22 protein-coding genes and 1 pseudogene are annotated in these 24,605 nt (G+C 31.7%); 11 read left to right on the plus strand and 12 right to left on the minus strand.

Annotation, left to right across the window (positions count from 1 at the left end; translation table 11 throughout):
* Position 1 precedes the first annotated feature (1 nt).
* Complete coding sequence (locus SLH33_RS12405; protein ID WP_320419435.1) at positions 2-847, minus strand: GLPGLI family protein; 846 nt, start codon at positions 845-847, stop codon at positions 2-4.
* A gap of 179 nt (positions 848-1,026) precedes the next feature.
* On the opposite strand from SLH33_RS12405, the pseudogene SLH33_RS12410 reads away from it, so the two are divergent.
* Both SLH33_RS12410 and SLH33_RS12415 read left to right on the plus strand, forming a co-directional pair.
* Positions 1,027-1,230: pseudogene (locus tag SLH33_RS12410) on the plus strand (winged helix-turn-helix domain-containing protein); the annotation flags it as partial.
* An 89-nt stretch (positions 1,231-1,319) separates the two neighbouring features.
* Positions 1,320-1,934: a deoxynucleoside kinase gene (locus tag SLH33_RS12415; RefSeq protein WP_320419436.1), complete on the plus strand. Its 615-nt coding sequence runs from the start codon at positions 1,320-1,322 to the stop codon at positions 1,932-1,934.
* Here SLH33_RS12415 and SLH33_RS12420 read toward each other — a convergent pair.
* Positions 1,926-2,660 carry an RNA methyltransferase gene (locus SLH33_RS12420; RefSeq protein ID WP_320419437.1) on the minus strand — a complete coding sequence of 245 codons (735 nt, stop codon included), beginning with the start codon at positions 2,658-2,660 and terminating at the stop codon, positions 1,926-1,928. The genes SLH33_RS12415 and SLH33_RS12420 overlap by 9 nt on opposite strands.
* A gap of 71 nt (positions 2,661-2,731) precedes the next feature.
* Here SLH33_RS12420 and SLH33_RS12425 point away from each other — a divergent pair, with 71 nt between their 5' ends.
* From SLH33_RS12425 to folK, 6 genes are all read left to right on the plus strand, one after another.
* On the plus strand, positions 2,732-5,212 hold the full coding sequence (locus tag SLH33_RS12425; protein ID WP_320419438.1) for a BamA/TamA family outer membrane protein: 2,481 nt from the start codon (positions 2,732-2,734) through the stop codon (positions 5,210-5,212).
* 91 nt (positions 5,213-5,303) lie between these two features.
* Entirely contained in the window at positions 5,304-6,362 is a 1,059-nt protein-coding gene (gene fbaA / locus SLH33_RS12430) for a class II fructose-bisphosphate aldolase (RefSeq protein ID WP_320419439.1), read from the plus strand.
* 66 nt (positions 6,363-6,428) lie between these two features.
* On the plus strand, positions 6,429-7,286 hold the full coding sequence (gene accD, locus SLH33_RS12435; protein ID WP_320419440.1) for an acetyl-CoA carboxylase, carboxyltransferase subunit beta: 858 nt from the start codon (positions 6,429-6,431) through the stop codon (positions 7,284-7,286).
* A gap of 203 nt (positions 7,287-7,489) precedes the next feature.
* Positions 7,490-7,759, plus strand: a complete 270-nt coding sequence (rpsO, locus tag SLH33_RS12440; protein ID WP_320419442.1) for a 30S ribosomal protein S15 — start codon at positions 7,490-7,492, stop codon at positions 7,757-7,759.
* Between the two features lie 132 nt (positions 7,760-7,891).
* The gene (locus SLH33_RS12445; protein ID WP_320419443.1) at positions 7,892-10,120 is read left to right on the plus strand and encodes a polyribonucleotide nucleotidyltransferase; all 2,229 of its coding nucleotides are present in this window, start codon (positions 7,892-7,894) and stop codon (positions 10,118-10,120) included.
* 134 nt (positions 10,121-10,254) lie between these two features.
* Entirely contained in the window at positions 10,255-11,385 is a 1,131-nt protein-coding gene (gene folK, locus SLH33_RS12450) for a 2-amino-4-hydroxy-6-hydroxymethyldihydropteridine diphosphokinase (RefSeq protein WP_320419444.1), read from the plus strand.
* A gap of 24 nt (positions 11,386-11,409) precedes the next feature.
* Here folK and gldC read toward each other — a convergent pair whose 3' ends face one another.
* On the minus strand, positions 11,410-11,748 hold the full coding sequence (gene gldC / locus SLH33_RS12455; RefSeq protein WP_320419445.1) for a gliding motility protein GldC: 339 nt from the start codon (positions 11,746-11,748) through the stop codon (positions 11,410-11,412).
* The gene (gldB, locus tag SLH33_RS12460; protein WP_320419446.1) at positions 11,748-12,704 is read right to left on the minus strand and encodes a gliding motility lipoprotein GldB; all 957 of its coding nucleotides are present in this window, start codon (positions 12,702-12,704) and stop codon (positions 11,748-11,750) included. The genes gldC and gldB overlap by 1 nt, the downstream gene beginning before the upstream one ends.
* A 49-nt stretch (positions 12,705-12,753) precedes the next feature.
* Between gldB and nadE the strand changes: the two genes are divergently transcribed.
* Positions 12,754-13,545, plus strand: a complete 792-nt coding sequence (gene nadE / locus SLH33_RS12465; protein ID WP_320419448.1) for an NAD(+) synthase — start codon at positions 12,754-12,756, stop codon at positions 13,543-13,545.
* 79 nt (positions 13,546-13,624) lie between these two features.
* On the opposite strand, the gene SLH33_RS12470 is transcribed toward nadE, so the two are convergent.
* Positions 13,625-16,951, minus strand: coding sequence for a reprolysin-like metallopeptidase (locus SLH33_RS12470; protein WP_320419449.1), 3,327 nt, complete (start codon positions 16,949-16,951; stop codon positions 13,625-13,627).
* Between the two features lie 79 nt (positions 16,952-17,030).
* Between SLH33_RS12470 and lipB the strand changes: the two genes are divergently transcribed.
* Positions 17,031-17,735 carry a lipoyl(octanoyl) transferase LipB gene (gene lipB, locus SLH33_RS12475; protein WP_320419450.1) on the plus strand — a complete coding sequence of 235 codons (705 nt, stop codon included), beginning with the start codon at positions 17,031-17,033 and terminating at the stop codon, positions 17,733-17,735.
* Between the two features lie 45 nt (positions 17,736-17,780).
* On the opposite strand, the gene SLH33_RS12480 is transcribed toward lipB, so the two are convergent.
* The 7 genes from SLH33_RS12480 to SLH33_RS12510 all read right to left on the minus strand — a co-directional run bounded on the left by SLH33_RS12480 (position 17,781) and on the right by SLH33_RS12510 (position 23,855).
* Positions 17,781-18,419 (minus strand): YceI family protein, encoded by a 639-nt coding sequence (locus SLH33_RS12480; protein WP_320419451.1) that lies wholly within the window; start codon positions 18,417-18,419, stop codon positions 17,781-17,783.
* A gap of 72 nt (positions 18,420-18,491) precedes the next feature.
* Positions 18,492-18,944: a D-aminoacyl-tRNA deacylase gene (dtd, locus tag SLH33_RS12485; RefSeq protein WP_320419452.1), complete on the minus strand. Its 453-nt coding sequence runs from the start codon at positions 18,942-18,944 to the stop codon at positions 18,492-18,494.
* 21 nt (positions 18,945-18,965) lie between these two features.
* Positions 18,966-19,907, minus strand: coding sequence for a ribosome small subunit-dependent GTPase A (gene rsgA, locus SLH33_RS12490; protein ID WP_320419454.1), 942 nt, complete (start codon positions 19,905-19,907; stop codon positions 18,966-18,968).
* Between the two features lie 49 nt (positions 19,908-19,956).
* The gene (locus SLH33_RS12495; protein ID WP_320419455.1) at positions 19,957-21,039 is read right to left on the minus strand and encodes a bifunctional 3-deoxy-7-phosphoheptulonate synthase/chorismate mutase type II; all 1,083 of its coding nucleotides are present in this window, start codon (positions 21,037-21,039) and stop codon (positions 19,957-19,959) included.
* Positions 21,040-21,046: 7 nt separating this feature from the next.
* Positions 21,047-21,895, minus strand: coding sequence for a prephenate dehydrogenase (locus SLH33_RS12500; protein WP_320419456.1), 849 nt, complete (start codon positions 21,893-21,895; stop codon positions 21,047-21,049).
* The gene (locus SLH33_RS12505; RefSeq protein ID WP_320419457.1) at positions 21,892-23,034 is read right to left on the minus strand and encodes a pyridoxal phosphate-dependent aminotransferase; all 1,143 of its coding nucleotides are present in this window, start codon (positions 23,032-23,034) and stop codon (positions 21,892-21,894) included. The genes SLH33_RS12500 and SLH33_RS12505 overlap by 4 nt, the downstream gene beginning before the upstream one ends.
* Entirely contained in the window at positions 23,031-23,855 is an 825-nt protein-coding gene (locus SLH33_RS12510) for a prephenate dehydratase (protein WP_320419458.1), read from the minus strand. Before SLH33_RS12510 ends, SLH33_RS12505 begins: the two co-directional genes overlap by 4 nt.
* 286 nt (positions 23,856-24,141) lie before the next feature.
* On the opposite strand from SLH33_RS12510, the gene SLH33_RS12515 reads away from it, so the two are divergent.
* On the plus strand, positions 24,142-24,603 hold the full coding sequence (locus SLH33_RS12515; RefSeq protein ID WP_320419459.1) for a hypothetical protein: 462 nt from the start codon (positions 24,142-24,144) through the stop codon (positions 24,601-24,603).
* Positions 24,604-24,605: the final 2 nt, after the last annotated feature.

A 24,605-nucleotide genomic window follows, 5' to 3' on the forward strand; every position in this document is an offset into this window, starting at 1 on the left:
GTTAAAATCTACCGCGTCTTTCTCCACCTCTACGATTACGGAACATTTCACGCATTTCTTCCATTTTTTCTTTCACTATTTTGTTGTATTCTTCTCTTGTAACCTTATCTCCTTTAGTTGGTGCTTCTATTTGAATTTTCTCTTTCGGATTTAAAACCACCTCTGTACACAAGATGGTAGTTTTATCTGAATTTACTTCTAAAATCAATCCTGGTAATCCCCAATATTCTCCCGGACCATTACTAACAGGAATTTGAGGTGTATACCAAGCCGTAACTAAAACTTCTTTTGGTATTTCAACCCCTTCAACAACTTCTTTGGTTTTGGTTGTATCTTTAGGCTTGTTATCATCTCTTCTTCGCATATTTCTCCAATCAAAAGCATCTGTTTTTTTCATCATGGTTGCTTTATAACATAGATAATTCCCTATTTGTTTAGTTTCAGCAGTCATTTCCCATTGAGGTAATTCTGGTTCTTCAGAAATTAAAAACTTCTTACCAAACATTTCTCTTTCTTCTAATAACTTTTTATCGGAAGTATTTTTATACTGAATTCCTTCTGTAAAACCTCCAAATCTGAAACCTCTTCCTTGTCCCGGTGCTTCTAATTTTTCTTCTTCTTTATAAATTGAAGATGTTTTGTTGAATGTTAATACGTAGGTTTTTTCAAGCATATTTTTCATACGCTCCATAATTTGTTTTTTACGTTGTTCAGACATTTCTCTACCTTCAAATCTGCTCATATCAAATGAGGTTTTTGATTGATAAACCGCTTTTCCTTGAAAGTTTTTTTGTGCAAATGTTACTACCGAGCAAAAAGCAAATACTAAGGTTACAATTGATTTCATTATTTTTTAGCTTTATTATTTTAGATTAAATATAAGTCTAGTTAACTAGAGTTTGACTTAAAAAAAAGCTAAAGGTTTAATAGGGAAATACTAAAAATGATTATTGGTAAACTTTTACAGTAATAGATTCTGCACTTTAAATTTTCTTATAGTTTTAAAATAACATCCTAAAAAACAATGCTGAGTTATTATTTCGTCTAAAAGAAAAGAAAAACGATGTTTTAGACCGCACGTTCATTTTAAACAAACTTTGGGGTAATGATGATTTTTTTAATGCTCGAAGTATGGATGTTTTTATATCAAAAATTCAAAAAAAACTAACAAACGACAGTTTTATACAAATTATAAACGGTAAAGGTTATGGATATAAATTGATATGTTAATTACTTTTGAGATTTAAAATAATGTGTAATTTTACCCTCCTTAAAATAGGCAACACCTAATTTTATAAAACCACATTACACAGATCATTATGCACGTAGCTATTGCCGGAAATATTGGAGCAGGAAAGACCACTTTGACCAAATTATTAGCAAAACACTATAAATGGGAACCACATTTTGAAGCAGTGGATGAAAACCCATATTTAGATGATTTTTATGCTGAAATGGAGCGTTGGTCATTCAATTTGCAAGTATATTTTTTGAACAGTCGTTTCCGTCAAGTATTAGAGTTGCGTCAATCGGGTAAAAACATCATTCAAGATAGAACTATTTATGAAGATGCTCATATTTTTGCACCTAACCTGCATGCCATGGGTTTAATGACGAATCGTGATTTTAGTAATTATTCTTCGTTATTTGAATTAATGGAAAATCTGGTTACTCCACCAGATTTATTGATTTATTTACGTGCAGATATTTCTACTTTAGTTGGTCAAATACATAAACGTGGTCGTGATTATGAAAGTTCAATCAGCATTGACTATTTAAGTAGATTAAATGAGCGTTATGAAGCTTGGATCACCAAATACAACAAAGGAAAATTATTGATAATTGATGTTGATAACTTAGATTTTGTAGATCAACCTGAAGATTTAGGATATATTATAGACCGAATCGATTCGCAATTACACGGATTATTCTAAACTTCTTTTAAATTCACTTAGTAAAATTGAGGTTGCAGTAGCAACATTTAAACTTTCGGTTTGTTGTAAATCTCCAAATCGCGGAATGGTTAGTTTATTATTTACAAGCTCATTTATTTCGTCGGATATACCATTGGCTTCATTTCCCATAACCAAAACTGCCTCTGTTGGTAATTGAGATTTGTAAACGTTTTTACCATCCATATCTGCTGTAAAAACAGGAAGCGTAGTAGTTTTTACATATTCTGACAAATCCAAATAATTTATTTGTACTCTGGTAATTGATCCCATGGTTGACTGTACTACTTTTTGGTTGTAACAATCCACAGTATTTTTAGAGCACACCAGTTGTTTAACTCCAAACCAATCGCACAATCGTATAATGGTTCCTAAATTTCCTGGGTCGTTTATTTCATCCAAAGCAATAATTAAACCTTTAGTTTGAGGTTTCTTTTCTTCTGGGATTTTAAACAGCCCTAAAACCTTATTCGGAGTTTTAAGAGAGCTTATTTTTTTTAACTCTTGTTCAGATACTCTTGTAATTTTATTTGATGGAATATCCGGTAAAAAATCATCAGTTGTAAAAATAGCATCAATTTCAAGTGATGATTTTAGCAGTTCATTTATTACTTTTATGCCTTCGGCTACAAATAAGTTGTGTTTATTTCTATTTTTCTTTTGTTGTAAACCTAATATTAATTTTTGCTGATTTTTAGATAAACTCATTGGATATTTTTTAACAAACAATAACCATAAAAAATTAGTATTTTTGATGTTTAATGCGACGCGTAAAGTTAATGAAAAAACTTTCTTTCTATTTTTTACTACTAGTCTTTTTAAGCTCATGTAGCACAATTGAACATGTTCCTGAAAATGAACTATTACTAAGCAAAAACATCATTTATATAGATAGTGTAAAAACCTCAAAAGAAAAAATTCATGGTCTTTTATTGCAGCGCCCAAATGCTAAGGCTTTAGGTTTACCGCTTTCACTTTACTTTTATAATTTAGGAAATCCACAAGGCTCTCAAGATGTTTCTGAGTGGAGAAAAAATCATCCAGGTTGGTACAACCTTTTTAAAGATCTTTTTTCAGAAAAACAAAGTATCTCAGTTGCTAAAACTTTTATTGGGCTTAATAATTGGTATTTAGAAAATGGTCAACCTCCTGTTATTATTGATGATGAAAAAACTGAAGACACAGAACAAAATCTAGAAAATTATTTTTTTACCGAAGGTTATTTTAGAGCGAACGTAACTTCAAAAAAAGATTCAATAGCAAAAAAGAAAGGAGCTATAACATATTACATTCAAAAAGGAAAACCCACTTTTTTAGACTCTATTTACACTAGCATAGAATCACCTATATTAGATTCTATTTATCATATAAATAAAAAGAAAAGCTTTTTACGTAAAGGAGAGCAGTATAAAAATCAAAATTTTATAAACGAAGCAAATCGTATTGTAAACCTTTATAGAAATAAAGGTATTTTTCATTTTAATGAAAATAACATTTTATTTGAGCCTGATACCTTAAGTAACTATCAAAAAACAGATGTTGAAATCAACATATCTGATAGGTTAATTGAAGAAAATGGAGAATATTCCTCTAAGCCATTCAAAATTCAAAAGATAAAAAATATAAATGTTTTTACAGATTACACATATGAGTTAAGACAACAACCTTATTTAGACTCTGTTAGTTATACAGGAATTTCTTTTTTTGCTCATAATAAATTAAGATACAACCCTAAATACCTTGCTCAATCTGTATTTATTCAACCCAATCAAATATACACTGATTCTTTAAGAAGTTTAACACGGATTCATTTAAGAGGACTAAAAAATTTTAAATCTATATCTATAAGATATAATGAAATAAATGATGATGAGCTAGAAGCTAATATTTTTTTAACTCCTATCGAAAAATATACCTTAGGAGTAGAAACAGAACTTTCTAGATCAAATATTAGAAATTTTGATATTTCAGCTAAATTTTCTTTACTAAACAGAAATACATTTAGAGGGGCTGAAATATTTAGGTTTTCAGTATTAGGAGCTTACTTCAATTCAAGAAACGGTCCCGGTTGGGAGTTAGGTTCTAACTTGTCTTTAGAAATACCAAGGTTCATGGCTCCTTTTGGTTTGCATAAATTTGTACCCAAAAGTATGATGCCTCGTACTACCTTTCAAACAGGTATTAGTATTCAAAAAAACATTGCTTTAGATAAACAAAATATTTCTTTAGGAGTAGATTATAAATGGCAATACAATGAAAGAAAAAGTATTCAATTAGAGTTATTAAACGCCCAGTATATTAGAAATTTAAATGTTGATAATTATTTTAATATCTATCAATCAGAATATTCTAAGCTTATTCAAGTAGAAAACGCCTATGGTTCTGCTCCCAACTTACCTAACAATACACCAAACAACTTTGAAGGAATAGTTTCATTTATGAGAACAATTGCTTCAGACGTTAATTTTAGAAATGAAAATCCACAAGCGTTTCAAGATAATTTAAATGTTTATAACAGGTATAGGATTATTTCGTCAGATTTCTTAATTCCAGAAATAGCTTATAATTTCACCTATAACAATCAAGAAAATGTAAATGATGCTTCTTTCTCTTTTTTCCGTGCTAGAATTGCTAATTCTGGAAATGTAATGGGTTTATTATCTAAACAAGAAAATGCAAATGGGCAAAAAACAGTTTTTAAAATTCCCGTAGCACAGTATTTTAAAACTGATTTAGAATATAAAAAATTCTGGGATCTTGGAAGAAGTACTGTTTTAGCACACAGAACATTTTTAGGAGCCATCATTACTTATAACGGTTCTAATATTCCTTTTTCAAAAAGCTATTTTGCAGGAGGTTCAAATGATATAAGAGCTTGGAGAACCTATGATTTAGGTCCGGGAACAAGAAAAACAGGATTAGAATACAATATAGGAAGTTTGAAGTTTTTATCTTCTTTAGAATATCGATTTCCTATGGTTGGAAGTATAAAAGGAGCAGTTTTTATGGATGCTGGTAACATTTGGGACATCACCAATTCTTCTTTTGTTGATGAAGAAGCTAAATTTAAAAATTTAAAATCTATCACAGACATGGCAGTTGCCGCGGGGTTTGGAGTTAGATATGATCTTAAATTTTTAGTAGCTCGACTAGATATTGGCTTTAAAGCAAGAGAACCTTATTTAAATGACAAAAGATGGTTCCAAAATTTTAATTTTAGTAATGCAGTATATAATATTGGTATAAATTACCCATTCTAAACCCTACTTTCTATTTAAAATCAATCAACACTTACATAAAAAAAGTGTAGATTTGTTTTTCTAATCATCAAACATCTAAAAATTTAAAGAAATGATCAAACCTGGAGTTACCACCGGAAAAGAAGTTCAAAAAATCTTCAAATTAGCAAAAGAAAAAGGCTTTGCGCTACCGGCTGTAAACGTTGTAGGTTCTAATACTATAAATACGGTTTTAGAAACCGCAAAAGAATTAAACGCACCTGTCATTATTCAATTTTCCAACGGAGGAGCACAATTCAATGCTGGTAAAGGATTATCTAATGAAAACCAAAAAGCTGCAATTGCAGGTGCTGTTGCAGGCGCAAAACATATTCATTTAATAGCAGAAGCTTATGGTGTTCCTGTAATTTTACATACCGACCATGCTGCAAAAAAATTGTTGCCTTGGATAGATGGATTATTAGATGCTAGTGAAAAACACTTCGCTGAAACTGGTAAACCTTTGTACAGTTCTCACATGATAGATCTATCAGAAGAACCATTAGAGGAAAATATTGAAATTTGTAAAGAATACCTTAAACGCATGAGCAAAATGGGTATGACTTTAGAAATTGAATTAGGTATTACTGGTGGAGAAGAAGATGGTGTAGATAATACTGATGTAGATAGCTCAAAACTATACACACAACCCGAAGAAGTTGCTTACGCTTATGAAGAGTTATTAAAAATTAGCGACCAGTTTACAATAGCTGCTGCTTTTGGTAACGTACATGGTGTTTACAAACCAGGTAATGTTAAATTAACTCCTAAAATTTTAAAGAATTCACAAGAATATATTTCTGAAAAATATAACGTTCCTCACAATACTATTGATTTTGTATTCCACGGAGGTTCAGGGTCTACATTAGAAGAAATTAGAGAGGCTATTGGTTATGGAGTTATCAAAATGAATATTGATACTGACCTACAATATGCATTTACTGAAGGAATTCGTGATTATATGAAAGAAAATTCTGCATATTTGCAATCGCAAATTGGTAACCCAGAAGGAGATGATGTTCCAAACAAAAAATATTACGACCCTCGTAAATGGTTACGCGAAGGAGAATTAACTTTCAAAGCGCGCTTGAAAAAGGCTTTTGAAGACTTAAATAACGTAAACACGTTATAAAAAAATTAAAGAAAGAGAAAACCAAAAACTAATACAGTTTAAAAAACAAAAACTAAACAGTGCATTATGGCTTGGTTTAAACGAAAAGACAAAGGGATTCATACCCCAACAGAAGAAAAAAAAGACACTCCTAAAGGCTTGTGGTACAAAACTCCAAGCGGAAAAATAATTGATACCGATGAGCTAAAGAAAAATCTTTATGTAAGTCCGGAAGATGGATATCATGTAAGAATTGGTAGTAAAGAATATTTTGAATTATTCTTTGATAATAATGAATTTACAGAGTTAGATGAAAAACTAACTTCAAAAGATCCATTAAAATTCGAAGACACTAAAAAATATCCAGATCGTATTAAGGCTGTACAAAAGAAAACAGGTTTAAAAGATGCCGTTCGTACTGCGGTAGGTAAATCAGCAGGAAAAGATCTTGTAATTGCCGCTATGGATTTTGCCTTTATTGGAGGATCTATGGGAAGTGTGGTCGGAGAAAAAATTGCGCGTGCAATTGACTATTCCATCAAACATAAAATCCCTTTTTTAATGGTTTCTAAATCAGGAGGAGCACGTATGATGGAAGCTTCATTATCATTAATGCAGCTTGCAAAGACATCAGCTAAATTGGCGCAATTAGCAGAAGCCAAAGTTCCATACATCTCTTTATGTACAGATCCTACTACAGGAGGAACTACAGCTTCTTTTGCAATGTTAGGTGATATTAATATTGCAGAGCCAAATGCTTTAATTGCATTTGCTGGTCCCCGTGTAGTTAAAGATACCACAGGTAAAGACTTACCTGAAGGGTTTCAACGTTCAGAGTTTTTATTAGAACACGGATTCTTAGATGCAATTTATGAACGTAAAAACTTAAAAAAACAAGTGAATTTGTATATTGACTTAATACAAAATCAACCTATCAGAGCATAAATAAAAAACCAGCAATTTGCTGGTTTTTGTTTTTTTAACCTTTTCATTTGTAAAATAATTCTCTTATACTTTTAATGTTTATCAGTAAAAATAAAACATGAAATTCTATTAAAATATTATAATCATCTATTAAAAAATAATTGTACATTTGCAACTTCAATGAATTTCATTGAGTACATTAAAATCATTTAAACAATATTGGTATGTATTTAACAAAAGAAGTAAAGCAAGACATTTTTGCAAAACACGGTAAAGGAACAAATGATACCGGATCAGCAGAAGGACAAATCGCGTTATTTACGCACAGAATTAACCACTTAACAGAACACTTAAAAAGAAATCGTAAAGATTTTAACACAGAGCGTTCATTAGTTAGAATGGTAGGTAAGCGTAGAAGTCTTTTAGATTATTTAAAGAAAAAAGACATTAATAGATATCGTGCGATTATTAAAGAATTAGGAATTAGAAAATAATACCTATCAAAAAGAGGCTGGAATATTCAGCCTCTTTTTTTTATATTGCAAAAAGTATTTTATACTTCCATTGGAACAACACACAACAACACCTAACAAAAACAAATTAAAAATTATTAGAAAAAACACTGTATGATTCCACAAGTATTTACCCAAGTAATAGAACTTGGAGATGGAAGAACCATCACGTTAGAAACAGGAAAATTAGCTAAACAAGCAGATGGTTCAGTTGTTGTAAGAATGGGAGATACAATGTTATTAGCTACTGTAGTATCAGCTAGAACAGCAGCTCCTGGCATTGATTTCTTACCTTTAACTGTAGATTACCGCGAAAAATTTGCAGCTGCAGGACGTTACCCTGGCGGGTTTATGAAGCGTGAAGCAAGACCAAGTAATGAAGAAATTTTAACCATGCGTTTAGTGGATAGAGTTTTACGACCATTATTCCCTAAAGATTATCATGCTGAAACGCAAGTTATGATCCAATTAATGTCTCATGATGAAAACGTTTTACCAGATGCATTAGCAGGATTAGCCGCATCAGCAGCTATTCAATTATCAGACATTCCTTTTGAAGCACCTATTTCAGAAGTAAGAGTAGCAAGAATTAATGGAGAGTTTATCATTAACCCTAGTTCTGCTCAGTTAAAAGAAGCAGATATCGATTTAATGGTAGGAGCTTCTAAAGACTTCGTAGCCATGGTTGAAGGTGAAATGGACGAGGTTTCTGAAGAAGAAATGGCGGAAGCTATACGTATTGCACATGAAGCTATTAAAACGCAATGTGATGCTCAGGTTGCTTTAGCAGAAGCTTTCGGAAAAAAAGTAACTCGTGAATATGAAGGAGAAAGAGAAGATGAAGAGTTAGCTCAAAAAATTAATGCCGCTGCATACCAAAAATGCTACGACATAGCTAAAAAAGGAACTTCTAAACAAGAAAGAGGCGAGGCTTTTGCTAATGTAAAAGAAGAAGTTACAGCAATGTTTACCGAAGAAGAGTTAGAGGAATATGGAGATTTAGTAGGTAAGTATTTTAATAAAGCTCAAAAAGAGGCTGTTCGTAATTTAACATTAGACGAAGGTTTACGTTTAGATGGACGTAAAACTACAGATATTAGACCAATTTGGTGTGAGGTAGATTATTTACCAAGCACACACGGGTCATCAATTTTTACACGTGGTGAAACTCAAGCATTAGCAACAGTTACTTTAGGTACATCTCGTGATGCTAACATGATTGATTCTCCTACTTTACAAGACGAAGAACGTTTTTATTTACATTATAATTTCCCACCATTTTCAACAGGAGAAGCAAGACCTATTAGAGGAACTTCTCGTCGTGAAATTGGTCACGGAAACTTAGCGCAAAGAGCATTAAAAGGAATGATTCCTGCAGATTGCCCTTACACTGTACGTGTGGTTTCTGAAGTTTTAGAATCAAATGGTTCTTCTTCAATGGCAACTGTTTGTTCAGGTACTATGGCATTAATGGATGCTGGTGTGCAAATGAAAAAACCAGTTTCAGGTATTGCAATGGGATTAATTTCTGACGGTGAGCGCTACGCAGTTTTATCAGATATTTTAGGAGATGAAGATCACTTAGGAGATATGGATTTTAAAGTTACTGGTACTGCTGACGGAATTACAGCTTGTCAAATGGATATTAAGATTAAAGGATTGTCTTATGAAATCTTAGTAAAAGCACTGAAACAAGCGCGTGATGGTCGTTTACATATTTTAGAAAAATTAACAGACACTATTGCTACACCAAATGCAGAAGTAAAAGCTCATGCACCTAAAATGGTTACCAGAGTTATTCCTAACGATTTAATTGGTGCATTTATTGGACCAGGAGGAAAACATATTCAAGAGCTTCAAAAAGACACCGAAACAACTATTGTTATCAACGAAGATCCTGTTACTGAAGAAGGAATTGTTGAAATTTTAGGAACCAACCAAGAAGGAATAGACAAAGTAATTGCTCGTATAGAGTCAATGATGTTTAAACCTGAAAAAGGAAGTGTTTATGAAGTTAAAGTTGTAAAGTTATTAGACTTTGGTGCTGTTGTTGAATATACAGAAGCTCCAGGAAACGAAGTTTTATTACACGTAAGTGAATTAGCTTGGGAACGCACAAATAACGTTACCGATGTAGTTAATTTAGGAGATATTTTAGATGTAAAATACTTTGGTATTGATCCAAAAACTCGTAAAGAAAAAGTATCTCGTAAAGCTTTATTACCTAAACCAGAAGGCTATGTTTCTAAACCTAGAAACAATGACGGAAAAGGTAGAGATAATCGTAATCGCGATAATCGTCGAGATGATAGAAAACCAAGACAAGAAAAGAAAGAAGATTAATTTTCTTAAAATAAATGTTGAAAAATCGGTAAAGTATTTTACCGATTTTTTTTATGCTTTTTGTTTCTTTGCTATCTAATTTGAGCTTTAAAAATTAGCTTTAATTTCTTTACACCATTTATAAGTATACAGTATTGAAAATCCAACGAATTACATACCTATCATTAGGCTCTAACCAAGGAGAGAAGCTTCAAAATTTGCAAAAAGCAATTGATTTGATTGCAGAAAAAGTTGGAGCAGTACAAAAAGTAGCTTCAATATATAAAACGGCTTCATGGGGGTATGATGGTGAAGATTTTTATAATACGTGTATCAAAGTTTCTACCTATCTACCACCTGAAACTTTAATGTTCAGGTTGCTAAAAATTGAGGAAGAGTTAGGAAGAGAACGTAAAAACAAAAAAGGATATACAGATAGGGTGATTGATATTGATATCTTACTGTTTGATGATGAAATTATCTTTTCAAAAACCTTGATAGTTCCGCATCCTAGAATGCTTGAACGTAAATTTGCTTTAGTTCCTTTAGTTGAAATTGCACGCAATGTGATTCATCCTATTGAAAAAAAGCATCTGTTTATTTGTTTGGAGAACTGTACAGATGATTCTGAAATCTTTAAATTAGAAGAGCAGCTTCAACGACCAATTCCAATCACTGAAAAGTATAATTATATAGCTATTGAAGGAAATATTGGCGCAGGAAAAACTTCCTTAGCTAATATGATGTCAGATGAATTCAATGCAAAAATGGTATTAGAACGTTTTGCTGATAACCCCTTTTTGCCAAAATTTTATAATGATGAAGAACGATATGCTTTTCCTTTGGAAATGAGTTTTTTAGCGGATCGTTATCAGCAATTATCAGATGACTTAGCCCAATTCGATTTATTTAAAAATTTTATTGTTTCTGATTATTATATTTTTAAATCGCTCATTTTCGCACAAGTCACACTCCAAAATGATGAATATCAACTATATAGAAAAATGTTTGATATGATGTACAATGAAATTACAAAACCAGATTTGTACGTGTATTTATATCAAAATACTGATAGGTTGTTACAGAACATTAAAAAACGTGGACGCGATTATGAGCAAAACATAGAAGCTGGCTATTTACAGAAAATCCATGATGGATACAGTAATTTTATTAAAACTCAACAAGATTTGAATATTTTAATTATTGATGTTTCAGAACTTGACTTTGTAAATAATGAAGCTGATTATTTACATATTTTAAAAAAGATTAAAAATCATAAAGTATAAAAAAAGCAGCGATAGCTGCTTTTTTTATTTCTTTATTAAATCCAGTTTTTCTGCAAAATAATCACAAAAATCGCGCATGGTAGCACTCATTTTTTCATCATTGGTAGCACGTTCAAATGTATTTGCCATACTTACTAATGTTTGGTGAAAAAACTGTTTCATTTCATCGACAGGCATGTCTTTGGTCCATAAATCCATACGCAACGTATCTTTTTGTTTATGATCCCATACTGATAACATAATTGCTTTAGACGTTTCATTTTCAATTCCTCCATCTTCTGCATTCCATGAAATTTCTTCGGGAACTCTATTTTCGTCTAATCCTACTTTAAATTTTATTTCTGATGTATGCTCTATAGCCATTATCTTTTAGGTTTATATTTAGAATTTTTAAATATTTCGTCTTCACTTTTTTGTAAAAGTTCCGGCAAAGATACGTCATTATTTCTCATATAAGACCTCACAATCTGCCATCCAATCCATACTCCTATTCTGCCTGGTGAAAGAGAGTCATCTTCAGAATAAAACTTTGAAAATGGAGCTAAATCTAAAAACCTACGATTTAATTTAGTGTCAGTACTATACAGTACATCTTTTTCTATAAAATATTTCCATACTTCTTCTTCATTTGTCTTTGCCCAATCATATTTTTCAGGAGAATAACCAATTTTTTCTCTATCAGAAATACCAGGTAAAAAAAGATCTAATAGGTACATTTTCTTTCCTTCAAAAATCATTTTATCTATAAAATTTCTTTTAGCAGTAGGCATTACTTTTTTGTTAATTATAGCATTAGCTACATCAACAATTAAATGATTTTTGTGGTTATTTTGTCTAATATATTCAGGATAATCATTATAAAAAGGATGTTTAGCTCCTAGATAGGCATCTAAGGAAATCAATAATATACTGTCTGCATAAACCACTCTGTTATCATAATCAATGTTAGTTAACATAGTTATTACATTGGGTGATTGAAAAGATTTATCATAATATTTTATATGCTTACATAAATTTTCTATTTGTTTAGTTTCTTCAGAAAAATCACCAAATACTTTTTGCGTTTCATTAAACAATTCTTGTTCATCTTTATTATTAATTTTATTAATCCAAACACTATCATGTTCTGGAGGAAATAATAGTGGATATTCTTTCTTCGTTTTATTTAAAGTATTTGGTGTAGTAGAATAAAAATCAATATCAAATCTTTTAATTTTAAAGTTTACATCAATATTTGAAACATCTATTCTATTAACATTATTTTCTTTGCAAGAAATGATGCTAATAAAAATGAGTATGAAGAATATAATTTTTCGCATTATCTTAGCTCTTATAAATTGAATGTCAAAATTAAAGAATTAGTATCAAATGGATGTACCTAAAGTTATTGATCATATTGTAAATTGGTTAAAAGATTATGCTGAAAATGCAAAAGTAAATGGATTTGTAATTGGAGTGTCTGGTGGAATTGACAGCGCGGTTACTTCTACTTTATGTGCTAAAACTGGCTTATCTGTAATGTGTTTAGAAATGCCTATTTATCAAGCGCCAAATCAAGTAAGTAGAGCTTTAAATCATATAGATTGGTTACAAAACAACTTTTCAAATGTATCTATGACTCAAGTTAATTTAACTCCCGTGTTTGATAGTTTGATTAAAGCATTACCTCCTGTAAAAAACGAAGATGATAGGTTTATGGCTTTGGCAAATACACGTGCTAGATTACGTATGACTTCATTATACTATTTTGCTGGCTTCCATGGCTTATTAGTAGCTGGCACCGGAAATAAGGTAGAAGATTTTGGTGTGGGCTTTTTTACAAAATATGGTGATGGTGGTGTAGATTTAAGTCCGATTGCAGATTTAATGAAATCAGAAGTATATGAAATTGCAAAATACTTAGGGATTAACAAAGAAATTATTGTTGCAGATCCAACTGATGGTTTATGGGGAGATGACAGAACAGATGAGGATCAAATTGGCGCCTCTTATGATGAATTAGAATGGGCTATGCAAATGCAAGATGCTGGTAAAAAAGTTACTGACTTTTCTGGGCGTAAGCAAGAAGTATATAAAATATATACGCGTTTAAACCGAATTAATCAGCACAAAATGATTCCTATTCCTGTTTGTGAAATACCAAGTGGAATTAAAAAATAGTCCTAAAATAAGGGTGCCTGTTTTTAGATAGAATTTAGATTAAACCAGAGAAGATATTTTCTCTGGTTTTTTATTATGCTTATCTAATAATTAGTTTTTTAGTGGTTTGTTTGCTTCCGTTTTTAATTTGAAGTAGGTAAAGACCCGCATTTACTTTATCAAAATTCAACTCTTCAGAGAATATATTAGAAACATTATTAAATTGTTTAGTGTCAATTTCTCTACCTCTGATATCGAAAAGCTTTATATCAACTCTTTCTGTATTTAAAACTTCAAATCTAAGTTTAAAAATACCTGAAGAAGGATTAGGATATAAATTGAAACTGTCAAACGCATAATCTTCAATTGAAGCAGGATTGTCCACAACTATAGTATAATCTTCTGTTTCTCCCCATTCGCTTCCTTGATCTTCATCACATGCTCCTTCACCATATATATCATTAGTACTAGTAGTAAATTCAATAACAACTCTCATTCGAGTAGGACCAATTACAGCATTTTCAGGAACAGTTATATCTAATGATCCTGTAACCACATTCCCAGATAATGTGCCTAAGTCATACCTTTCATCAGTTAAATCGAAAATATAATCTTGATTCCAATCTATAAACACAAAGCAATGGTCTCTAAATCCTTGAGCATCAAATGTTACATTTATTTGATGAGTATCTCCAGGTTGTACAGTAGTGGATATATTTGTGAAATCTTGATAACCGTCGTCTGCAGTTGGTTCATGATCATTACCTGAATTATTATTTATCGTGTTAAATGTAACATTAGAAATAAATTCACTGTTATTAGTTTCTGTAAAAGTAGAACTACAATATGATGGATCTTCTGTTATAAAATTAAAGGGAGAAGAAAAAACTCCTTCACCACAATCATTTTTAGGTTTTACTCTCCAATAATAAGTTGTAGTATGTTCTAAGATTGCAGGCACTGAATACCCATTAGTTGTAACATTTTCACTAGCTATTATGTTTGTAAAGTTATTTTCTGTTGCGATTTCTACATCATAAGATAGAGCATTATTGTCTAGTTCCCAACTAAGTATTTGATTTATAGACTCATTTGTAGCTCCATTTGTAGGGGAGGTTAATGTTAATTGATCAAAATTATTATCAAATACATTTAAAGTCACATTTGCAGTTTTTTCAATACTACCAGATGTTCCTTTTAAAATTATTGAATAGCTCCCCTTAGCAATATTAGTAGTTGTTATAGTAGCTGTTACTGGGGTATCATCATTTATGGCTGAAACAGGATCAAAAGTAATGGTAGCTCCAGAAGGTAGGTTTTCAGCTGAAAATATAGTAGTATCAGAAAAACCTATAAAAGTGTCATAAATAAAGCTATATATAGCATTATTAGGCTTGCAAACACTTAAGTTAGGATTATCAATTGTTAATGCAAATTCTGTTTCTTGAATTGAAAAATTTGAGGAATTAACGGCATAAAAAATGTTATTATTTCCTTCCACCATCAATCTGGCAGTATTTGTATCACCGCCGCCAGTAACAGGAACAATTATATTACAGTTTCCATTGTTTGGTACATCAGTAGCCAAAATAAAAGGAAATGTAACACCTCCATCAGTTGACATTTTAATATTTACTGTTGGGGTATTCACAGTACCTGAATCTGTGCCAGCAACATTCCAGGTAATAGTTTGTGTTGTTCCAACATCCCAAACTTCATCGGTAGTTTGTGATGTAACGATAAAAGGCCCTACTGATGAATCAACAGTAATTTTCATTGTATCATAACTAGTTTGACCGCCTAATCCTATTGCTGAGGGCTCTCTATCTCTAACAGTTAAGGCCCAATTTAATTCTCTAGAAACTTCTGAAACAGTCTCCCAATCATCCCCAGAATCAGGATCTGATTCCGTTAATTGACCAGCAATCACACGGCTCAATTTTGGAATATACCTATCTGATTCAATAGTAGGAGGTAGGGATCTTGCTTGAGCTCCTTGTGTGTTTGTAGGCCCAAATTGACTTCTAGATACTTGACCGCTATCTGTTTGTTCCCAGCAAAACATTAAATTATCTCCACTATCAGGATCACTAGCTTCCCCCTTTAAAACATAAGCAGTACCAGCAGGAATTGTATAATCATTGCCAGCATCTGCAGTTGGAGGATTGTTAACTATATTTATTGGATTATTATTCTGCCAGCACGTTTGGGTTTCTAAGTTTGTTAAAATTTGACGTATACTATGGTAATGAAAATAAGGATCACTGTGTTGTTGCACATTTGAACTTGTGATTCCTGCATATCCCATAATAGTGGAGCCAGAACCAGGTTCTGCATTTACACCAGTTCCTTCCGTATTCATTGAAAATGTATGATTAGCCCCCATTTGATGCCCAAGCTCATGTGCTACATAATCAATATCAAAAGTATCACCTTCAGGAATACCATCAGCAGGAGAAGTAATTCCAGCACCCTTGTTTTCATCAGTTGTAGCAGGTGTATCATCTACACATACACATCCAATACATCCTGCATTCCCTCCTCCTCCAGAGGCGCCAAACATATGTCCAATATCATAAGCATCGTTACCTATTGTATTAGTTAAAGTGTTTTGCAATTCAACATTCCAAGTACTTAAAGAATTAGAATAGGGATCAGTCACAGGATTTGTGAAAATTAATTCTGGAAAATCCTGAACTTCAAAAGTTACTGCCATATCTGTTTCAAAAACAGCATTTACTCTTGTTATAGTAGCGTTAATAGCAGATAAGGCACCTTCTATAGTGCCTCCATGATAAATTGTGTATTCACCATTTACAGACATGGCTAATCGAAACTTACGTAATGTTTGGTCGTTAGCATCCCTACTATAAGTATCTTTTATTTCATCTAAGGAAACAATTTCATCAGCAGTAGAACATATAAATTCTTCTTGTGGTAAATTTGCTTTAGCTAATCTGTTATAAACAATATATTTTTCAGTGCTTCCTGTTAGAGGCTGCATAAAAACGGTAGGTTTATTTTTATAGCTAATCATGGTTTGTATGCCTTTAGGTGATATACTCATTCTTAGTACAGCTCCTGTGTTTTTATTTACACCTATATATGATTTGATTTCAGGATATTTGGCAGCTAAAGAGGGGGCGAAAATAGAATTTTCAAATATTTCAAAAATTTCGAACTTTCCTTTTTCATTTGGTATCTTGAATAGGCTACCTCGTAGAGTTCCTCTTTTTGGAGATTCTTTCAATAAAGATTGAAACTTTTTAAACTTTAGTGAATAAACAGAAAAATTTTTATGGTCTAATTTCTGAATAGTAATACCATTAATTTCTCCATTATCATTAGTTTTTTTCCATAGCTCTTGTGAATGCATGTTAAGGCTAAAAGAAAACAGGAAGAACGTAATTAATGTAATTTTTTTCATATATTTTTGTTATTTGGAATAAAAAAAACTTTTTTATTTTGAATTTTTTTCATTAAAAATAAAGCAATTTAAAAAAAATATGAATAAAAAGATTAATTTGATTAATTTAAATCAAAAAGATTACAAAGAAATTTGGGATTATCAAACTGATTTATTGCAAAGTACAGTTGATCTTAAGATAAAAAACAGAAGAGAAAGTAAAGAAACACCTACCAATAATTATTTTCTTTTTGTTGAACATCCTCATGTATATACTTTAGGAAAAAGTGGAGATATGAGTAATTTATTATTAAACGAAGAGCAATTAAAACAGAAAGGAGCCACTTTTTATAAAATTAATAGAGGAGGAGATATAACCTATCATGGTCCGGGGCAAATTGTTGGGTATCCTATTTTAGATTTAGAAAATTTTTTTACAGATATTCATAAATATCTTCGATTGTTAGAAGAATCTATCATCAAAACGATTGCTGAATATGGTTTAGAAGGTGAAAGAAGCGAAGGTGAAACTGGAGTTTGGTTGGGAGTTGGAACTCCGTTTGCTCGTAAGATTTGTGCTATGGGTATTCGTACGAGTCGTTGGGTAACTATGCATGGTTTTGCTTTAAATGTGAATACTGATTTAGGTTATTTTGATAATATTATTCCGTGTGGAATTAGAGGTAAAGCGGTTACTTCACTAGAAGCTGAATTAGGAAGGAAAGTTCCAATTGATGAGGTTAAAGAAAAAATTCTAAAACACTTTAAAGAACTATTTGAAGTAGAGGAGTTTCTCATAAAATAAAAAACCGAGCATTGCTCGGTTTTTTATTTTTAAAGTTTAGTAAAATTACTTTGTAGTTTTTACTTCAAAAGACATTTCAACTAAATCATCAACAAACTTGTCTTTTAAGTTGTCGAAGAATTTTTTAGAAGCATACTTTACGTTAAAGTCAGCTCTATCAATGTTAAAAGTATCACTTTTTAAAGTGTAAACACCATCTTGCTCTGTTAATGTAGCAGGAATAGTAATACTTTTAGTAACGTCTTTAATTGATAAGTTACCAGTTACATCTAATTTATCTTCATTGTTTTCAACAGATGTAATAACAAATTTAGCTGTTGGATATTTTTCTACATTGAAAAAATCCTCAGCTTTTAAGTGACCAACTAGTTTTCCGTTGTACTCTTCATTTTCAATATCTAAACACTTAATAGTGTTTAAATCAATTACAAATTCTCCAGATGTAAGTGTACCATTGTCTACAACTAAAGAACCGCTTTGTAAAGCTACAGTTCCGTTATGAGCTCCACCAGGTTTAGTTCCTTTCCAAGTTAATACAGAGTTTTCAACATCTACATTATCTACAACAGCAACAGTTTCTTCAACTTTTACTTCTTCTTTTGCTTCAACTTTCTCCTTTTTTTCTCCTTTACAAGAAACTAAAGCAGTAGCTACAAGAGCTAACATTAAAATTACTTTTTTCATATTTATTAGTGATTAATTGGTTTTTAATTTATTTTCCATGGCAAATATATTAAATTTTATTTTCCGTGGGAATTATTTTTTATCTTTTGTATCTATAACAATGGTAACGGGGCCATCATTCAATAATTCAACTTTCATATCTGCTCCAAATTCTCCTGTTTGCACTTTTTTCCCTAAATCCTTTTCAAACTGATTAACAAACTTTTCATACATAGGAATGGCAAAATCAGGTTTTGAAGCCTTTATATAACTTGGTCTGTTTCCTTTTTTGGTTGATGCGTGCAGTGTAAACTGACTAACCACAATTGCATCACCGTTTACTTCTAATAACGACTTGTTCATCACATTATTTTCATCATTGAAAATTCTAAGGTTAGCAATCTTTTTTGATAACCATTCAATGTCGTCTTTTTCATCAGCATCTTCAATGCCAATTAAAATTAGTAATCCAAGATTAATGTTTGCAATTTTTTCTTGATTAACAGTAACGCTAGCTCTTGATACTCGTTGAATAACAGCTTTCATAGTTTTGATTTTTTCTTTTGATTATTCCCAAATATCAGTTCTGTAGTTTTCTTCTTCACCTTCTAAAATTTGTAAGTAACTTTTGTAGCGAGACCAAGAAATTTCTTCATTTTCCAACGCTTCTTTTACAGCACATTGTGGCTCATTTACATGAATACAGTTGTTGAATTTACAATCTTGTTTTAAGGCAAAAAATTCAGGAAAATAATCGCCCAACTCATCTTTTTCCATGTCAACAACACCAAAACCTTTTATTCCGGGAGTGTCAATAATTTGAGCATCAAAACTCAAATCGAACATTTCAGCAAAAGTTGTAGTGTGTTGTCCTTGTTTATGTTGTTCAGAAATTTCTTTGGTTTTTAAATCTAAACTAGGTTCAATGGTGTTGATAAGCGTAGTTTTTCCAACCCCGGAATGACCTGAAAACATACTTACATTTCCTGTCATCATTTCTTTGATTTTATCGACATTTTGACCTGTAACTGCAGACACTTCAATACATTCATAACCAATTGGCTCATAAATATCTTTCAAATACAAGATTTCTGCACGCTGTTCAATTTCGTAAGAATCTATTTTATTGAAAACTAAAATGGTTTTGATAGAATAAGCTTCTGCGGTTACCAAAAAACGATCAATAAAAGTGGTAAAAGTGGGAGGGTTATCTATGGTAATTAGTAAGAAAACCTGATCAATATTTGCCGCTAAAATATGAGTTTGTTTAGACAGGTTTACCGATTTACGAACGATGTAATTTTTTCGCTCATGAATATTGGTAATAAGTCCGGTTTCTTCATCATTTTTGGTTTCAATGCTAAAGTCAACTTTGTCACCTACAGCAATCGGATTGGTGCTTTTTATTCCTTTAATACGGAATTTTCCTTTGATTCGGCATTTATAAAATTCGCCTTCAGATTTTACCCAATACCAACTTCCGGTTGATTTATAAACTATTCCTGTCATAAAACAAAGATGAGAATAAAAATACTCCCGCAAAAGCGGGAGAGAGTTTTTATGAATTAATTATCTTTTCTTGATGGTTGATACTTTCTTGATGAATAGCTTTAAACATTCTTAAAATAAACTCTTCGCTTAATCCTCTAGTTTCTCCTTCTAAAATCATATTTCCGAGAATTTCGTTCCATCGTTTGGTTTGTAAAACCGCCACGTTTTTGTCTTTTTTAAGCTTACCAATTTCATCAGCAACTTTCATTCTTTTACCTAACATTTCAACTAATTGGTTGTCTAACACATTGATTTGTGCGCGTAAATTATCTAAAGAATTTTTATAATCAGCTTCCGTATCGGTTTCTTTTCTGATTTTTAAATCTTTCATAATTTGCTTTAACGTAGCTGGGGTAACTTGTTGCGCCGCATCACTCCAAGCATTATCCGGATCAAAATGGGTTTCAATCATTAATCCGTCAAAATTTAAATCTAATGCAGTTTGAGAAACTTCAAAAATCATATCTCGTTTTCCTGTGATATGTGACGGATCATTAATCAATGGTAAATCTGGAAATTTATTTTGAAATTCAATAGCTAATTGCCATTCTGGAATGTTTCTGTATTTAGATTTTTCATAGGTAGAAAATCCTCTGTGGATAGCTCCTAAATTTTTAATTCCAGCTTTGTACAATCTTTCAATTCCGCCTAACCAAAGTGCTAAATCTGGGTTTACAGGGTTTTTAACCAATACAATTTTATCAGTTCCTTGTAAAGCATCTGCAATTTCTTGCATAATAAACGGAGAAACGGTAGATCTTGCACCAATCCAAAGAAGATCAATATCATGCTCTAAAGCTAATTTTACATGGTTGGCATTGGCAACTTCAGTACAAGTTTTCATTCCTGTTTCTTCTTTTACCTTTTGCAACCATTTTAAACCTAAAGCACCTACACCTTCAAAATTTCCTGGTCTTGTTCTAGGTTTCCAAATTCCGGCACGATAATAATTTACATCGGTATCTTTTAGTTCGTGTGCAATTTTTAAAACCTGTTCTTCAGTTTCTGCACTACACGGACCCGCTATTACTAAAGGATGATCCAACTTCATGTCATCCAACCAATTTCTTAATTCTTTTTTGTTTTCCATTTTAGTATTATTTAATGCCGTTTAATATTTGTTTTATATAGTTTGTATTTTCCATTTCTTGATGAATTTCTGAAAAATCATCATTCAACATAAGTTCTTTAAATTGCTGTAAGTTGGTAATATACTCTTCTAAAGTTTCGATTACATTTTCTTTGTTTTGCTGAAAAATAGGTGTCCACATAGCAGGGGAACTTTTAGCTAAACGAACCGTTGAAGCAAATCCACTACCCGCCATATCAAAAATGTCTCTTTCATTCTTTTCTTTTTCAATAACCGTTTTTCCTAACATAAAAGAGCTGATGTGTGATAAATGCGATACATAAGCAATATGCTTATCGTGTGATTTTGGTTCCATGTATCGGATTCTCATTCCTAGTTTTGTGAAGATTTCCAACGCTTTCTCTTGAAGCTTAAAAGCCGTTTTTTCAACTTCACAAATAATATTGGTTTTTGATTTGAATAAACCTCTCAACGCTGCTTGAGGGCCTGAAAACTCTGTTCCTGCAATAGGATGCGTGGCTAAAAAATTTCTTCGCTTCGGATGATTTTTAACCGCCTCACAAATTTGTGACTTAGTAGAACCCACATCTATTACTAAACAATGGTCGTTTACGGTGTCTAAAACTTTCGGAATAACCGCTAACTGAATATCAACAGGGATAGAAATGATGACCACATCAGCAAACTCTAAATCAGAAAAAGTAGCTTTTTTATGAATAATTTTTAATGCTAAAGCTTTTTCTAAATGTTCAGGATTGGCATCAATACCATGAATTATAGCCTCTGGATAGTTGTCTTGAATATCCAACACCATGCTTCCGCCAATTAATCCGATTCCTATTACAAATACATTCATACTCTTTCTATCGCTTTTTTAATTTCCTCTTCTTTTACACATAATGAAAATCGGATAAATCCTTCTCCTTTCGATCCAAAAATAGTTCCCGGAGCTACAAAAATGTCATGATTGTATAATAACTCATCCACCATATCTTCGGAAGATTTTCCTTCGGGAAGTTTTGCCCAAACAAACATTCCTGAGGTATTTTTATCATAGATACAGCCAATTTTATCAGCCAATTCCCAAATTAATGCTCTTCTTTTTTGGTAGATGTGGTTTTGATTTTCAATCCACTCTTTTGAAGTTTTTAATGCTTCTACAGCACCTTTTTGAATGCCGTAAAACATACCGCTATCTTGTTGTGTTTTTACTTTTAATATTTGGTTGATAAACTGCTCGTTGCCTAACAACATTCCTACACGCCAACCGGCCATATTAAAAGTTTTACTGAGAGAGTTCAGCTCTAAAACCACATCTTTTGCTCCGTTTATATTTAAAATACTTTGCGGATCATCATTCAAGATAAAGCTATACGGATTGTCATTTACAATTAAAATAGCATGCTTTTTTCCGAAGGCGACTAATTTTTCAAAAGTATCTTTTTGAGCTTTTGCTCCTGTTGGCATGTGCGGATAACTAACCCACATCATTTTAACTTTTGAAAGATCTAATTTTTCTAGTTCTTCAAAATCCGGTTGATACTTATTTTCTTCGGTTAAATCGTAAAAAACAGGAGTTGCACCAACTAATTTGGTTACCGATGTATAGGTAGGATAACCAGGATTCGGAATTAAAACTTCATCTCCTTCATTTAAAACCGCTAGAGAAATGTGTAAAATTCCTTCTTTACTTCCCATTAAAGGCAATACTTCTGAATTTGGATTCAGAATCACCTGATATTTATCCTGATAAAAATTGGCAACAGCTTCTCTAAATTCAGGTAGTCCTTGATAACTCTGATATTTGTGAGCGATGTTATCGGTTAAACTTTCTTTTAAAGAATCAATAACTGAGGTAGGGGGTAATAGATCTGGACTCCCAATTCCGATATTTATTACGGGTTTTCCTTCTGAAATTAACTGACGAACCTCTCGCAATTTCTTAGAAAAGTAGTATTCTTCAACGGTATGTAATCTGTCTGCAAACTGAATCATGCGTGTCCGTTTTTATATTCTCCTAAAACTTTAAAATCTTCTGCCATAATATTCATAATCGATTTTGCTTTGGCGTAATGTTTATAATCTTCAAAAGTCACATCCACAAAAAATGAATATTTCCATGGAGTTTCTATTCTTGGTAACGACTGTATTTTAGTTAAGTTGAGTTTACAATCACTCAACACATTTAAAATGGTAGCTAAACTTCCGCGTTTGTGGTCTAACTGAAATTTTAACGACGCTTTGTTGATATCTTCCTCAGCAATTACTGAGTTTGATGTTTGAATAATCACAAAACGGGTAGCGTTGTTTTGTATGGTTTGTACATCGGCCGCTAAAATTTCTAAGTCAAAAATTTGAGCAGCCTCTTTACTTGCTAAAGCTGCGATACCTTGTAGTTGATTTTTTTGAATTCGCTCTGCAACCTCTGCGGTATCTTTATCTTCAATAAGTTTTATATGAGGAAGATTTTTAAAATACTTTTTACACTGTAAAAGTGCCATTGGATGCGAATACACTTCTTTGATATCTTCAATTTTTTGACCTTTTAAAGCCATAAAATTCATGCTGATTTTTAAATAGTGTTCGCCAATGATGTGAAGATTATTACTGTCAATCAATGCATAGTTAGGGATGATTGATCCAGCTATAGAATTCTCAATGGCCATCACTCCACAATCACTTTTTTTGGTGAGTAAACTATCAACCAAAGCATCAAAAGACATGCATTTATCTAACGAAATCTGTTCGCTAAAAAAAGCATCGGCAACAATATGATGATTGCTTCCTTCTATTCCTTGAATGGCTATTTTTTTCATATAAAACCAAAAAAAAAGCCTCGATAAATCGAGACTTTATATTACTATTATGTTATAGTGTTAACATTACGATACAAAGTCTCAACTCTTACTAAAATAGTAAAAGTAAAAATAGAAACCTTGCCATACGTTTTGTAACATCGTTGTTATCTTTTGTTTGATAAAAGCAAATCTAAATATTTAAATGAAAAAAACAAGCTTTTGTAAATTAAATTTTCATTTTGAACTTAATTTTTTATCTCATTCAAAAAATGATTACATTTAACTGTCTTAATAATAAGTTGTTATGAAGTTAATGAAGGTTACAGTTTTCACGGTTATTTTTTCAGTCTTGCTGATGTCTTGCAACGCTTTAAAGACCGCAGCGTTTGATCAATATTCGTATCAGAAATCCATTGAAATTAAAATTGAAGCTCAAAAATTAATGGAAAAAGCCACGGATGATTTTAAGAATTTTACTGAAGAAGTGGAAGATTTACAAACCGAAGTTGAAAAAATGGTTGAGTACGAAAAATACAAACCAAATAATGAAGTAACTTACAAAATGTGGCAGTTACTTTCTAATAAAGATAAAAACTTACTCTCAGGTTTCTTCAAAAGATGGGAGGAAGAACAACAGTTAAATTCGTTTTTTGTGGAAGAAGCGGAGAAAATTATAGTGGAAGCTATGGATTTGTTAATTCAATACGAATCACAAAAAGACCCGGAAGTAAAGACCAAGTTATTGGATATAATTTCTAAAAACTAAGT

It is taken from the genome of Tenacibaculum sp. IB213877 (assembly GCF_034043975.1).
Lineage (GTDB): Bacteria > Bacteroidota > Bacteroidia > Flavobacteriales > Flavobacteriaceae > Polaribacter.